Source organism: Pseudomonas mosselii, from assembly GCF_005796105.1.
In the GTDB taxonomy this organism is placed as follows: Bacteria; Pseudomonadota; Gammaproteobacteria; order Pseudomonadales; family Pseudomonadaceae; genus Aquipseudomonas; species Aquipseudomonas mosselii_C.
In genome coordinates this window covers 45482-59734 of sequence record NZ_VAUO01000010.1, presented here as the reverse complement: position 1 = coordinate 59734, position 14253 = coordinate 45482, and the positions used below count along the sequence as shown (strand labels likewise).

At 63.0% G+C, this 14253-nt stretch carries 9 protein-coding genes; 6 read left to right on the top strand and 3 right to left on the bottom strand.

Annotated elements, in window-relative coordinates:
* Window position 1: 1 nt before the first annotated feature.
* The gene (locus tag FEM01_RS19050) at window positions 2-325 is read left to right on the top strand and encodes a DUF2790 domain-containing protein (protein WP_138221025.1); all 324 of its coding nucleotides are present in this window, start codon (window positions 2-4) and stop codon (window positions 323-325) included.
* 6 nt (window positions 326-331) lie between these two features.
* On the opposite strand, the gene FEM01_RS19045 is transcribed toward FEM01_RS19050, so the two are convergent.
* A complete protein-coding gene (locus FEM01_RS19045) occupies window positions 332-1252 on the bottom strand; it encodes an alpha/beta hydrolase (RefSeq protein ID WP_138221024.1) in 921 nt (306 codons plus the stop codon).
* A 74-nt stretch (window positions 1253-1326) separates the two neighbouring features.
* Window positions 1327-2055, bottom strand: coding sequence for a hypothetical protein (locus tag FEM01_RS19040; protein ID WP_138221023.1), 729 nt, complete (start codon window positions 2053-2055; stop codon window positions 1327-1329).
* Window positions 2056-2389: 334 nt separating this feature from the next.
* Between FEM01_RS19040 and FEM01_RS19035 the strand changes: the two genes are divergently transcribed.
* Complete coding sequence (locus FEM01_RS19035; protein ID WP_138221022.1) at window positions 2390-5782, top strand: Ig-like domain-containing protein; 3393 nt, start codon at window positions 2390-2392, stop codon at window positions 5780-5782.
* Between the two features lie 73 nt (window positions 5783-5855).
* Complete coding sequence (locus FEM01_RS19030) at window positions 5856-6809, top strand: SCO family protein (RefSeq protein ID WP_138221021.1); 954 nt, start codon at window positions 5856-5858, stop codon at window positions 6807-6809.
* 6 nt (window positions 6810-6815) lie between these two features.
* Here the strand turns inward: FEM01_RS19030 and FEM01_RS19025 are convergent, their stop codons facing one another.
* On the bottom strand, window positions 6816-7295 hold the full coding sequence (locus FEM01_RS19025) for a hypothetical protein (protein ID WP_138221020.1): 480 nt from the start codon (window positions 7293-7295) through the stop codon (window positions 6816-6818).
* Between the two features lie 894 nt (window positions 7296-8189).
* Here FEM01_RS19025 and FEM01_RS19020 point away from each other — a divergent pair.
* Genes FEM01_RS19020 through FEM01_RS19010 form a run of 3 tightly spaced genes read left to right on the top strand, consistent with a single transcriptional unit; the run spans window position 8190 to window position 13965 of the window.
* Entirely contained in the window at window positions 8190-11714 is a 3525-nt protein-coding gene (locus FEM01_RS19020; RefSeq protein WP_138221019.1) for a hypothetical protein, read from the top strand.
* Window positions 11715-11732: 18 nt separating this feature from the next.
* Complete coding sequence (locus FEM01_RS19015) at window positions 11733-12896, top strand: hypothetical protein (protein WP_138221018.1); 1164 nt, start codon at window positions 11733-11735, stop codon at window positions 12894-12896.
* 22 nt (window positions 12897-12918) lie between these two features.
* On the top strand, window positions 12919-13965 hold the full coding sequence (locus FEM01_RS19010) for a hypothetical protein (protein ID WP_138221017.1): 1047 nt from the start codon (window positions 12919-12921) through the stop codon (window positions 13963-13965).
* The last annotated feature ends 288 nt before the right edge of the window (window positions 13966-14253 follow it).

Genomic DNA, 14253 nt, shown 5'->3' with positions numbered 1-14253 from the left:
CATGCTACGTCTGAGCTTGAGCGCCACGCTGCTGGCGCTGTCTTTTTCCGCCCAATCCGCAGGTTTTGACGATGCGCGCAGCACGCAGCTACTCGAAGAACACCAGCAGGCCGTGGCGGCCTATGCCGCCAAGCGCGACAAACCCGTGCCGCAGATCGTCGACTACCGCTACGGCATGCCGCTGGACGTCGCCCAGTTGGTGCGCCAGTCCGCCGACCCACGCACCTGCACGGTAGTGCCTCGACTGATGACGTTCGAGGACAGCCAAGGCACCTTGCGCACCGTACGCTATGTGGTGCAATCGCAGTGCCTCAACAACAAGTAGCGCCTTTCAGATCCGCGCCGTGAGCCACGCCGCCAGACGCGCGTAGAGGTCCTCGACCACCGGCACGCCGAAGGCGCGCAAGCCACCATGCACCAGCCCCTCGACCACCAGCAGTTGGCTCTCGCTGCCCGCCTCCTTGAGTGCCGCGTGGTAGGCCACCCCCTGGTCGCGCAGCGGATCGATCTCGGCCATGGCGATGAAAGCCGGGGCCAGCCCGCTGAAATCGTCGGCTTCCAGCGGCATCGCGCAGGGGTCACGGCGCTCGCAGCCGGGAGGAAGATAGCCAGCCAGGCACTGCTCGAACCCGTCGATGCTCATCATCGGCACGCTGGGGTGCTCGTGCATCGACGGCAGATCGGTGCGTGAGCTGAGCACCGGGTACAACAGCGCCTGGCCCAAGGGTTGGCGCTGAGCGTCGCGGCGCAGGGCCATGCACAGGCCGGCAGCCAGGTTGCCGCCAGCACTGTCGCCAACGACCGCAAGGCGCTCAGTGCTCAGGTCAGGGCCAAGTAGCCCCTGGTTCAGCGCCGCCCATACCGTGCGCACATCTTCCAACGGCGCGGGGTAGTGATATTCCGGTGCCAGCCGATAGGCGACTGCGACAATGGCCATGCGCACATGACGGGCCAGGCCGTGAACAAACCAGTCATGGGTGTCCAGTTCACCCAGATCCCAGCCGCCACCGTGCACGTAAAGCAGCGTTGGCCAGCCGCCTTCGGGGGCGGGATCGGCAGGTTGATAGCGGCGCAGACGCAGGTGGTCGAGGGTCAGGTCGGTGCTCTGCCAGTCCGGTGCCAAAGCAGGGGTACAGGCGCGGCACAGAGCCAGAAACGCATCGCGACGGCCTTGCAGGCTGTCGTCGTCAGTATCGAAGGTGGCGCTTAAATCAAGGTAGGCTTGCAGACCTGGGGCCAGGGTATAGGGCATTGTTGGGTTCCATGCAGAAAGGGCAGTTCCGTTGCAGGAGCCCTTGTCTCATCTGCTAGCGCCGCTGGCAAGCGTTAGCGCACCGGCGCGGGTCGCGGCATCAGGCTGCGATAACCCAGCACCAGCACCGCCAACCCCAGCAGCACCAGCAACCCGATCAGCGGCCGGCTGTAGCGCGCGGCCCAGGCCGGCACCCCCACCACCTCGCGGTAGACCTCGATATCGGCGCTGCCGTCAGCATGACGAATGGTGATGCCGCCTTGGCGGATCTGCGAGTAGTCAGCATCGAAATACACCCAGATTGTGCTCGTCCCACCTGGCTCGATGGCCGCAATCTCCAGGGTAGCGGTCGGTGCCTGAATCAATCTGTCATCGCCGGACTCATTGCGGATCTGCACCAGCCCCTTGGCCGGCAGGCGCACCTGCATTGCCGTGACCGGGGCCTGGCGATGGTTGGTCAGCTCGATCAGTAGCCCGGTACGGTGATCCACCAATCCGGCCTCGAACGGCCGCGCGAACAACTGCAGGTAAGGCGCCTGGGCCAGTTCGACCAGCTTGTCGAGCTGCACATGGCCCAGCGCGCTGCCACCGATATCGCTGATGCGCGCCTGCAATCGCTCGTACTTGAGCAACTCGTTGGCCTGACTGATGCGCTCGTTGAACTGGCCTGGGTAGGTCAAATGGGAGTACGTCAAGCGCGCCACGAGGGTGTCGTCCTTGCGCAGGACCGCGTGGAGCGCGGCGGCGCACGCCATCATCACCAGCAGGCCTACCAGTACTTTACCGACCTTTTCCCAGCTCACCGTGAGGGTTCCTTGTTGACCGACCCAATCGCAGGCCAAGGGTGCCAAGAACGGTGGAGCGCCGCAAGCCTGAAACTGTCGCGGCAACACGACACAACAGGCTCAGGGCACCTCACAGTCACTTGCCTGGGGAGCGATTCCCCACCCAGCATTGGGTGTGCTGACCCAAGTATGCGGGGTCGAGGAAATCACCCACCCTTGCAACATCTTGAAACAAGCGACTTTTCGCCCACTGGCCTTTGGCACAGCCGTTGCTCCCCTGCTGTGTGACGAGGCATACGCCACCGGCACGCTGGCCACAGCGGCCAGGCCGCTCAATACGGGGCATACGGTAATGAAAAGACCCGCGGTTTCATCCAGGCACATGTTCAGGTTGGCTTCGCTCGGCGGGCTGTTGTTCGGTCTAGGGCTGGCCGGCGTACAGGCCAGTTCGCTCGACGATGTCACCCCGCCAGCGCCCACCGACCCGTCGGCTTTCAGCGACCCACCATCTGATGCTATCGGCCAGGCGGCGGCGCTGGAGGCCCTTAAAAGCTTGCCCGAGGCCAACGAAGGCGCGCTGGAATTGAGCAACGGTGTATACGGCAGCCGCGCCACGGTAGAGATCGACAACGTGCTACCACCGCTGCAACAGACCTCGCGCCAGTACCCCACCAACGGCAAGCCCAGCCCGCTGTTCGGCGCCGAGCCGTTCACCCAGCAACTGCTGCTGTTCGAAGAGTTCGGCCCGGAGAAACTCGACCCCGCCACCCCACCCGGCGAGCTGGCCTTCCCTCCCCCCGTGCTCGGCCCGGCGCCTGCCCAGGACCCAAACGACGTGGCGCGCAGCAGCCCCAACGGCAACGCCCTGGAAGCTTTCCTCAGACAGCCGGGGCTGACCCCGTTGCCGTCGCAGTATGCCAACGTGCTCGACCGCAACCCGTGGAAGGCGCAGATCGAGCTGTTCCTCAATCGCAACTCGGTCGGCTCGCCTGCCGAGGGCCGTCCTCCAGGCAAAGGTTGGTCGCACCAGCGCTGGAATGAGTTCTACCCGCAGGCGACGTTCAAGACTGCCCAGGCCGGGGCGCGCATCAACCAGGGCCTGCGTGACCGTAAGCAACTACACAACTACGCCAAGGGCGAGTTCGGCCCTGGGGGCCTGTACTACCAGACCTCCGACATCCCCACCACCCTGGGCACCACCAAAGGTATCGACACCCGCTTCCACCCCAAGATGCCGCTGCAAAACCACAAGGCGCTGTGGACCTTCGATGGCACCTTCCCGCCCAAGCTGCTGATGGTGCGCTATGGCCAACCGATACTGATGCGTCACTACAATGCCCTGCCCATCGACCCGTCGGCCAACAATGGCTTTGGCTTGCACACCATCAGCACGCATGAGCACAACGGTCATTCCCCGGCCGAAAGCGACGGTTTTGCCAACGCCTACTTTTTCCCAGGGCAGTACTACGACTACCGCTGGCCGATCCAGTTGGCAGGCTACGACACCCTCAACACCCGCGCCCAGGATCCGCGCGCCGCGTTCCCGTGCTCGCCTGGCGAGACGCTGTTCGTCAATGACGCCAACCCAGGCCTGAAAACCTGCGAGAACGGCAGCATCAAGATTCGTGGCGATTGGCGCGAAACCATGAGTACCCACTGGTTCCACGATCACATGCTCGATTTCACCGCGCAGAACGTCTACAAGGGCAACGCGGTGATGATGAACTACTACAGCGCCCTGGACCGAGGCAACGAGGCCCTGCAAGACGGCGTGAACCTGCGTTTGCCCAGCGGCACGGCGATGCCATGGGGCAACCGCGACTACGACGTCAACCTGGTGATCGCCGACAAGGCCTGGGACGCCAATGGCCAACTGTGGTTCAACCCCTTCAACACCGATGGTTTTCTGGGCGATCAGACGCTGGTCAACTGGCAGTACCAACCGCGCCTGAAGGTGCGTGCGCGTAGCTACCGTTTGCGTATCCTCAATGGTTCGGTGTCGCGCTACTACAAGATTGCCCTGGTGCGCGAAGTGGCAGGCAACAGTGGCGAATTCAAAGGGCCGTCCGGCTCGAACGTGTCTTACAACCGCGTACCGTTCCACATGATCGCCAACGACGGCAACCTCATGGAACATGCCGTGCCGTTCGACGGCACGCTGGACCTCAACGGCGATGGCGACCTGCAAGACCACAACGGCATCCTGCCCCTGCAAGGTATCGCCGAGCGCTACGACCTTATCGTCAACTTCGCCAGGAACGGCATCAGCGTCGGGGACAAGCTCTACCTGGTCAACCTGATGGAGCACCAGACTGGCAAAGGTCCGAACCGCGCCATCGCCCTGGCCGATGTCTTGTCGGAGAAGTACAAGGCGGTGATCAAGCAAACCAGCAAAGGGCCGGAATGGGACGGCGGCGACCCTGTGGTGGGCAAGTTCATGCAACTGCTGGTACAGCCTTACAGCGGCACGGACCTGAGCATGGACCCGTCGCAGTACGAACCGGCCAAACCCGGTAAGGCCGCAGGTCGGGTGATGATCCCACTGCCGATCAATCGCGACAGCGCCACGGATCAGGTTAAGATCGCCGCCGCACGCCATCGCGAGTTCATCTTCGGACGCTCTGACGGTACCGACGAGCAACCCTGGACCATCAAGACCGACGGTGGCTTTGGCTACAGCATGGACCCACGCCGCCTCACCGCCGCCGCGCAACTCGCCCAGGAAGCAACCGACGGCGGCTTTAGCGGCGACGGCACGCTGGAAGTCTGGAAAGTCAAGAACGGCGGCAATGGCTGGAGCCACCCGGTACACGTGCACTTCGAGGAAGGAGTGGTACTCAGCCGCGACGGCAAGGCACCGCCAGAATGGGAAAAATGGGCGCGCAAGGACGTTTACCGCATTGGCCCGGAGGCCGAATCCTCACAAGATGTGGAAATGGCCATTCGTTTCCGTGAGTTCGCCGGTACTTACATGGAGCACTGCCACAACACCCAGCATGAAGACAGCTCCATGCTGCTGCGCTGGGATATCGAGCACCCCGGACAGTTCCAGTTGATGCCCACTCCGTTACCGGGCTGGGACGGCGTGCAGTATGTCAACTCGGCGGCGTTGCCGACCTTGCGCAGCGCCGCCCAAGACGACAGCACCGCCAACAAGCCCCCGCTGGCGGTGAACGACAGCGGCGCGACCACCGCTGGCAAGCCACTGGTGCTGAATGTGCTGGCCAACGACACCGATGCAGATGGCGACTTGCCGCTGAGCATCAGCAACCTGACTCAGCCCGACGCCGGCCAGGGCAGCGTGAGCAGCAACGGCACACAGCTTACCTACACGCCACCGGCCAGTGTCGCCCTGGCATTCACGGCCCGTTTCACCTACGCGGCGCTCGACGCGCGCGGCCTGGCCTCGAACGCGCCAGCCAGCGTGAGCGTCGCCGTCTCGCCCGCCCTGGCGATGGACACCCTCCAGGTAAGTAGCGCCACGCTGACCAAGCGCAGCAATAACCGCTGGACGTGGGAACTGGCCGGTACTACCACGGTGGCGGCAGGCAATAGCATCCAGGTGACCAGCAGCACCACCAGCGGCCCTCTGGACCTGGGCCTGGCCACTCTCAGCCCGAGTGGCACAGGCGCGCGTTGGAAACTGTCGGTAACCACCGAGGGCGCAAGCCCAGTGCTGCCCGCCACGGCCAGCGTGCGCTCGGCACTGGGGCAAAGTCTGAGCGTGTCGATGACGCTGAAGTAAGGTCACGACGCTGAGCAAGCAAGAATCTGCACGGCTTGCTCAGCGCCCTACACCCTGTTCGGAGGATCAAACCATGCCTGGCACCTGGCGCGTGCTGCTCCCGCTGCTGCTGGCCCTGAGCCTGCCGCCGCCGTCGAGCGCGCCCCCCGAGTCCGCAACCCCATGGGGCGCCGACTACTTCCCCAACTTCACCCTACTCACCCAGGACGGGCAGCAGGTGCGCTTTTTCGACGACCTGATCAAGGACAAGGTGGTGGCCATCAATTTCATCTTCACCGGCTGTGGCGACTCGTGCCCCGTGGAGACCGCCCGCTTGCGCCAGGTGCAAAAGTTGCTGGGCGACCGCGTGGGCAAGGACATCTTCATCTATTCGATCAGCATCGACCCGTACAACGACACCCCGGCCACCCTCAAACGCTATGCACAGAAGTTCGCCATCGCCCCCGGCTGGACCTTGCTTACCGGCGCAGCTGCCGACATCGAACAGTTGCGCCGCAGCCTGGGCCTGTACATCGACGGCCTGGACAACGGCCGCAGCAAGGATCACAACCTCAGCCTGATCATGGGCAACCAGGCCACCGGTCGCTGGATGAAGGCCTCGCCATTCGAGAGCCCGTACATCCTCGCCGACCGCCTGGCCAACAGTCTGCACAACTGGAAACAGCCCGCCGCCAGCGCCAGTAGCGAAGCCCCTGTGATCCGCCCGCCGAGCATCGGCGAGCAGCTGTTCCGCACCCGCTGCTCGTCCTGCCACACGCTAGGCGATGCAACGCCCGGCGCCCCCCACGGCATCGGCCCGGACCTGCTGGGCGTGACCCGCCAGCGCGAACCGGCCTGGCTGATCCGTTGGCTGAAAGAACCCGACAAGATGCTGGCCGAGCAAGACCCATTGGCGACGCTGCTCTACCAGCAGTACAACCAACTGGCAATGCCGAACATGCGCCTGGGGCAAACCGAAGTGCAGGCGCTGCTCGGTTATCTGGAAGAGGAAACCCAACGCCTGCAAACACCGGGCGTGCAGCGTTGAGGCGGCTTACGAAAAGCTGGAGGGCCGCTCATGGGTGAAGTCACCGCTGGCCAGCAGCGGCCTGAGGTACACCGCATAGTCATCCCAGGTTTCGAACAACTGCGGGTGTGCCATCAGCGCCTCAGCGTCACCGGTAATATTGAGCAGCATCACCCCCTGCCCCTTGATCACGATCTCTCGCGCCTTATCAGCGAAGCCACTGTGGGTGATGAGGTAACCCAACGCGACCAAGCCGAGCACCGAGCCTTTCTGCGCCGCGCTGGCACTGAGCAACGGCTCTTCAGGGGCGTCGCAGAGCAGCAGGGTCAAGGTATGCAGGTGATGCCGGGCATCATCGACCGACGCGGCGATCTGCCCGCCATGCAGCAGCGCCTGATCGGCCTGGGCATGGGCGATGATGTTCTCGTGGGCGAAATGGTCGTAGGAAGTGAGCAGTACCGTGCCAACGGGAGATGGCTGCTTGGGGAAGTGACGGGCTTCGGTCATGCGCGCATTCCTCGGGGGTCAATGGTGCCATCAGAGCACGATAAAGCCGGTGACGCCAAGCGCGGGGTTTCGACGCAATAGGCGTGCCGCATGCTCGATGCACGCCAGCGATGGCCAGAAGCAGCGCAACCTGTTGATTCCATGGTGTCTTGCGGAGGCAGAGTGATTCCAGCCTTAGGGGAGCTGCCGATGCCGCAGGAAGACGTCTCAGGCTGTTTGCCTGGCTGCATATGGGTAGCGTTTGGCCAGTCACTGCCAGAACGATACCGGACCGGCCAGAACACGCCTGACCGCTTGAAAATGGGAGCCCGCCACACCCAACAACACCTGACACCCAGCCTGACCACACGGTCCTTGTGTCGCCCTTTTGCCCGATGGCTGGGCACTTGGCAGTGCGAGGGTATGGCGAACAGGGGGGAGACTAGAACTGGACGAGAGGCTTTACAACGGACGCTACGGGAAAAGCTGGCCTTTGAGAAAGATACTACGTGAGTATCGGAGATCCCCTTCAAGTCAGGCCAGCTTAGACACCGTGCCGATCGATGCGCAGAGGCATGCCCGGCTATCGCCGATACCAAAACCTTGTAAAGCCCGGATACCCACTGGGCAACCTGCCGTTGTCCGTCGGTGTGACGCTGGTGCTGATCCAAGCCATCGCCCGCCCAAAGCCGCGCGTCTGGAAAATCCCACGGCGCATGCGGTGTGCCACCGGCCTACTGATGCTCATCACCAGCCTGGTCTGTAGCCCACTTACGACAGCCGTCGCGGCACGAAGCATGGCCACCTGCCAGCTGATAGCAAATCGCTAGGTTGGGTATTCCAAAATAAACGTAGCGCCAGCGCGAAACGCCCCTAATCTGTCCATCGATGGATCAACCCTCCCCGGAGCAAATCATGGAAAGATTAGCGTCGTCGCATCCGCTCGCCCGAAAATCCGTCACTGTCGTGCCTGAATCGCGCTTCATGCAGAACTACCGCGTCGCCAGCGCCGTGCATGGCGGCAGCTCGGCGTCTGCTATCAGCAATGCGCGCGGTGATGTGGAACTGTTCACCAGCGGCAGCGATACCCAGGTGTGGAACATTTACCCTGATCCGCAGAGCGCCACGGCCAACAGCGCGACCCTCACCGGCCTCACCGGTGAAGTGATCGCCAGCGGCCTGACGCCGAGCGGCGACATCGCGCTGTTTGCTGCCCAAGGCACCAACCTGCTGTACTGCGTCGAACAGCCGGCTTCGCCCACTCGCTGGTCGTCGGTGAAGATGATCGATGTGCCCTTGCCCTCCAACGCCGTGCGCATTGCGCGCATCACCACAACCCGTGTCGCCGGCAAGCTGTACATCGGTGTGCTGGTCGAGGCAAAGGGTCTCATCGGCACGCTTTACAACTTCAGTTGGGGCGTCTGGGACAGCCGCGCACCCACGTCACTCAACGGCACGACCCTGCAGTTGCAGACACTCAATGCGGTATGGACCGGCAACAGCGTCAGCAATGTGGCCTTCACGGTTTTCGACACGGTGATTCTTGAGTACACCCTCAGTACCCATGAGCTAAACCGTCCAGCCATCGCCGCCAACTTCCGCAGCCTCGATGTAGCGGCGGCTACCGATCAGCTCGGTAACACCCAGGTACTGGCCATTCTTGACGACGGCAATGCCTATAGCCTGGTCGGAGGTGGCAACCGGCCTTACAGTTGGGCGCAGTTGACCACTGCGTCCTCGTTCAAGCAGGTGGCCGTGCTGCCCTCGCGGCCAGCACTGGATATGCTGTTACTCGGTGTCGACAATACGCTTTACCACGCCAGCCAGAATGCCCCGTCGGCGACCGGCTGGGGGCAACCGACGCCGGTCTATCGCGGTGTGCAGGCCTTCCAGGCGGCCGTGCAGGACAATGGCCTGGCGGTGTTTGCCATCCAGGCGCAACAGAACACGGTGACCCAACTCACCCGTGAAAGCCTCAGCGGCAACTGGAACATCGCTGCGCTGCAGGTACAGGCGCAGGGCAGTATCGAGGACTTTGCCTCCTACAGCACCGACGTCACGCTGTTCAGCGAGGTAGGGACGCCGCTGGCTGGGACCCCCGTAGAGGTCTGGACAGAGGAGCCGTCACGGCTGGCCATCAATGGCGGCGTCTACTACGCCACGCCGCGCCGCCCCGTGCGCCTGCTAACCAACAGTGCCGGGGTGCTGTCGATCGCGCAGCAGGTCAGTGCTTTGGCCGCTCCGGCGATCCTGCTGGCGGTCCCCTCACTGATGTCGCCTGGCGAGCGTATCGAAGTCCGTCAGGATGCCGAAGTGCAGGACCGGCTCAGCGTCACCCATGGGAACGAACTGCTGGAGGCCAAGCTGGCCAGCGGTGCGCCGTTGCTGCGCGATCAGTACCGCACACAGGCGACCGCCGATGCGGTGGCCGAAGCGGTCAACCGCAGCATGAGCCTGGCCAGCCCGGCCTACTTCAAGGGGGCTACGGCGACGCCTTATACCGACCCGCGCCGACCTCGTGCAGGTGTTTCAATGCGCCGCGGCGGCGATGTTGGCGTGCGCTCGCTCGAACTGACGCAAGTACCCGAGCAGCACTGGCACCTGAGTGTGCGCAATGGCCAGGTGCAGTTCAGCGACCTGTCCGCCGACGCGGCTTCCGGGCTGCTGATGGCGTTGAGCAGCAGTTCACTGTCCGCCGGTTGGTTCAGTTGGCTGACCGACATCGGCGACTTCATCGCCGGGGTCGCGCAAGGCCTCATCGAGGTCGTCGATTATGTGGTGACCACTGTCAGCGCGGGCATACGGGCGGCATTTCATTTCATCGTCGACGGCGTAACCTACCTGTTCGAAACCCTGGTGGACACCGTGGAAAAGGCGTTCGACCTGGTCGAGGCCGTGTTCTCGGCGGTGAAGGTGTTCTTCCAGCAACTCTATGAGTGGCTGGCATTTCTCTTCAACTGGGGCGACATGCTGCGAACCCACGACGCCATCGCGCATATCGTCAACAGCGGTTTCGACTTCCTGATCGGCGCCACCGGCGGCATCCAGCGCATCATCGACGCAGGTATCGACACCTTGCAGCACCAGTTGCAGCAATGGTTCGCCGAAGCGCGCAACACTATCGCCGGTGACTATAGCCTGGGCGGCTACGAACGATCCAACACTCCGGACGACCCGGACACCTCCAAGGCGGTGGCCAACAACATCGTCTACAACGGCCTGGTCAACAATGCCTCGGCGGCGCATTCGAGCATGGCTGCCACGGCGTTGCTGAGCGCTGCCGACGGGCCGTTGCGCCAGTTCATGGACGAGCTGACGCAACTGGCCGACTTCACCGAGTCGTCCCAGGCCTTCGCCCAGGCGCTGGCCTATCTGCAAGACCTGGGCTCAGCGCCGGACGAGATCTTCCGCAAGCTGCTGGCGGCCTTGATGAGCGTGGTCGAAGGGGTGCTGCAGGCGGTGCTGTCCGGTGTGCAGGCGGTGATCGATGCGCTGCTGAAAACCGTCGCGACACTGATCGCCGGGCTCAAGCAACTGATGAATGCGAAGTGGAACATTCCCTTCGTCAGTGATCTGTACCGGTTTATCACCAACGGCTCGGACCTGACCACGCTGGACTTGATGGCGCTGGTGCTGGCGGTACCCGGCACGATTCTGTTCAAGGTAATGCAGAACGCCGCACCGTTCCCGGACCAGGCCAGCGTGTCACGCTTCAAGGCGGCGTTCACCGCCGATGTGCTGCTCAGCGCAAGCGGGCTCAAGCCGGCTAGCCGGCAACACGCCAAGCAAAGCGTGCAGGCCGAGCAGGCATGGAGCGGTTGCCTACCGCGCGACCTGGCACTGGTGACCGGAACCTTGGGTTCGGTTGCCTACTTCTTCTACGGCAGCCTAACGGCCCTGGGTGACGCCCTGCCGCCGGAATCCGGGCCACCAGAGATCGTCGCCTATGCCGCGTTGATCCTGGAGACGGCTGCGCAGTTGTGCAGTTGCCCCTGGATCTTCGCCAGCGGCGCACCTGGATGTGCCACCGCCGAGGGTGCCGGCCGCGTTCTGTGGCTCTACACCTGCCTGGGCGTAGTGCTCGACGGGGTGTTCGTGTTGACCGCGCACAAGATGCCGGAAAACCGCGACGACATTGGCGTGATGGCCACCTTCGTGTATGGCCTGGGCCACCTGGCGTTGGCGATTCGGCCTTCGATTGGGCAAAGCGGTGAGGCGGTGGCGTTGAACATCGTGCCATGCCTGCCAGAAGTGTGTAAGCCATTGCGCCTCAAACGCGTAGTGGTCAGTACCGAAGGGTTCTCGTTGCTGGGCCAAGCGGCCCTGGATGCGATCTGTTACACCTCGGCCACGGTCCTCAACATGGTCTCGGTGTCTGCTGCAACTCGACCTTCGCTCGCCGACGCCAGTGCCTTGGGCACCGGCACCCGTTCGTTGTAGTCAAAAAGGAGTTTGGCAATGTTGACAGTCACCAAAAATCCCCCCGTGGTCGGCCACGGCCAGGTTCTGCGCGGGCCTGTCGCACAGGCGTCGAGGCGTGAAGCCTTACTGGCCGGGACCTACGACAAAGGCATCTACCTGCGTCCAAACCTGAGCAATGGGGGCAAGATACCCGCCAGTTCGCCACTGTCGGCCTCGCCCGACATCTGGATCGCCGGTACCCAGCCGGTGAAGGATTTTCGCAATGCGCTGGCCACAAGCAACAGCTACGCCTCGCAGTCCCCCGGCACCATCACCCAAGGCACGCCCAACTACATCTACGTGCGCGGGTGCAATGGCGCGCCGGTCAGCACCACCACCAAGGTGCAGCTGTATGGCGTGCCGTGCGCGTCCATCCAGTGGCCCAGCGAGTGGGCCAAGTACGGTATTCCCACCGACCGCGACCACCCGGATGGCACGCCACCGTACTACGACTCATCCATCGTCAACCTGGCGTCGTCAGGCATCGGTGTAGCGGCCGATACTTTTGTCTGGAGCAACCCGCAGCCGCCAAGTGGCGGCAGTGACCACTACTGTTTCATTACCTGGATGAACAACGCCGGCAATCCGTTCCCGGATGTATTCTCGCAGTTGGATATGTCGGCGTTGGTCACCAATAACCTGCAGTTCGGCTGGCGAAACGTGTCGATGCAGTCCGGTCGTTCACCGACCCGGCAGATGAGTTCGCAACTGATCATCCCCGACGACGTGACCGCAGGCAGTCGTGAATATTCGCTGCAGATCACCAACATGGGCTTCCCGGAAACCGGCTGGACCTTGTCGATGAGCTGCAGCCAGACCGACTCCAAGGGCAATCCGATCGCCATCAACAATGTCGCCATGCCTGCGGTGGGCCATTTCGTGGGCGTGCGTTGCACCTTGGCGCCCGGCTATAGCGCATTGCTTACCCTCAATCTGTACAAGAACAACGGGCCCGACTCGCAGCCCGGCGCCGCCATTGATATTACCCCGGCCTATTTCGCCGACGGCTCGACGCTGGAGTTGCAGGAGGCGCTGGACCGCGGGCTGGTGGACTTTGCCTTGTCCCATGCCTTGCACCGGGCCTTTGCCGCCACGGAGGTGGCCAATATCCGTCCGCGCCCTGTGGTGCTGCTGGGCGCTGACGGCTTGCAGATCATCTGATACTCACAGGGAGTGAATGGTCATGAATCAGACAGTCGTGAACCTATTCAGCAGCAGCCAGGCTGCCACTGAAACGCTGTACTTGCGCAACAACCTCGCCTCCACCGGCAGCGTGCCGTTCAAAGGCCCGCTGGGGCTGTGCCCGGATATCATCCAGAGCCCCGAACAGGTGCCGGATGCACAAAATGCGTTCAGCACGGTCAGCAGTTGGGAGCAGGCCTATAACGTGCAACCGCAAGCCGCCGTGCCTAACTACTACTACTTGCGCGGCATGAACGGAGGGAGTGAAACCGACAGCAACGGGTTTTCCCTGTATTACGCGCCGGCGCAGGTGTTGCTGTTGCCCGCGACCTTCCGAGGTCACGCGTTGAGCATCGCAGCGGGTCTGGAAAGCACGCCGGTCAACGCACCTGCCGGGCATATCGGAGTCGGACAGGCGCCCTTCGTCTGGACGCCGCCCTCCCCGCCAGCCGACAGCTACTTCAACCTGATCGCCCAGGTCAACGCCGATACCCAGCCCGACCCACTGCCAGTGGTGCGAGACTGGCTCGACCTGGCCAAGATGATCGGCCAGACCCCGAGCCTGGGTATCCGCACCCAGGCGCTGGTCAGTGGCAAGCAGTGGGTGCGCCGTCAGCAACTGACCGTACCGGCGAGCTTTACCACTTCACCGATCACCATCACCCTGGCGGCCAAGGGCCTGGCCGGCACCCGTGTGTGCCTGCTCTGCGATACGGTCACGCCGTTGCAAGTGCCGGTGTTGCTGGGGCCGCTAACCTTGGGCGCCGATGGTACCCAGACCGGGGCCACGTTCGTGCTGCCTGCGGGGTATTCGGCCAACCTTGCCGTGCAGTTCTGGAACCCGGACAACCAGCCGATCACGACCGGTTCGAGCCTGTCGGTAACCTTCGGTTATCCAATCAATCCAGGCGCCGAACTGGACCGGGCGATCGCCGAGAACCTCGTCAACCATCACTATCAGGACGCCATGGGTGACACTGCCACGGCCGCCATCAAACCCAAGGCCATGGCCATCGTCAGCCAGATGACCTTTACCTTCGAGGCCTGATCCGGGCTGCGGCGTCCTGGGTCTGGAAGCCCCAGGGCGCCGCGCTCACGGTCAGGATGTATTGGCGAAATGACAGGTTTGTACTGAAGATGGCTGCCTGGAAGAACACCACTGTGCCCTGATGTCGCCAGCACCGAGCCTTCAAGGATGCGAGGGGGTTGCTGGATGCTATTGCGGCCTGAAAGAAGAAGAGAGGTGACTCTCAGAAGAATTTCGCGCCTTACGAGCCTGAGAGAGAGGACAAGCAGACCCATGCGACTCTCATTCGAACCCGCTCGATGGCCATAT

What these genes read in the sequence shown, in the direction of transcription:
- FEM01_RS19020 (WP_138221019.1), top strand. Translation starts at nt 8,190, where the DNA reads ATGGAAAGATTAGCGTCGTCGCATCCGCTCGCCCGAAAATCCGTCACT.
- FEM01_RS19045 (WP_138221024.1), bottom strand. Translation starts at nt 1,252, where the DNA reads ATGCCCTATACCCTGGCCCCAGGTCTGCAAGCCTACCTTGATTTAAGC.
- FEM01_RS19050 (WP_138221025.1), top strand. Translation starts at nt 2, where the DNA reads ATGCTACGTCTGAGCTTGAGCGCCACGCTGCTGGCGCTGTCTTTTTCC.
- FEM01_RS19010 (WP_138221017.1), top strand. Translation starts at nt 12,919, where the DNA reads ATGAATCAGACAGTCGTGAACCTATTCAGCAGCAGCCAGGCTGCCACT.
- FEM01_RS19035 (WP_138221022.1), top strand. Translation starts at nt 2,390, where the DNA reads ATGAAAAGACCCGCGGTTTCATCCAGGCACATGTTCAGGTTGGCTTCG.
- FEM01_RS19025 (WP_138221020.1), bottom strand. Translation starts at nt 7,295, where the DNA reads ATGACCGAAGCCCGTCACTTCCCCAAGCAGCCATCTCCCGTTGGCACG.
- FEM01_RS19030 (WP_138221021.1), top strand. Translation starts at nt 5,856, where the DNA reads ATGCCTGGCACCTGGCGCGTGCTGCTCCCGCTGCTGCTGGCCCTGAGC.
- FEM01_RS19015 (WP_138221018.1), top strand. Translation starts at nt 11,733, where the DNA reads ATGTTGACAGTCACCAAAAATCCCCCCGTGGTCGGCCACGGCCAGGTT.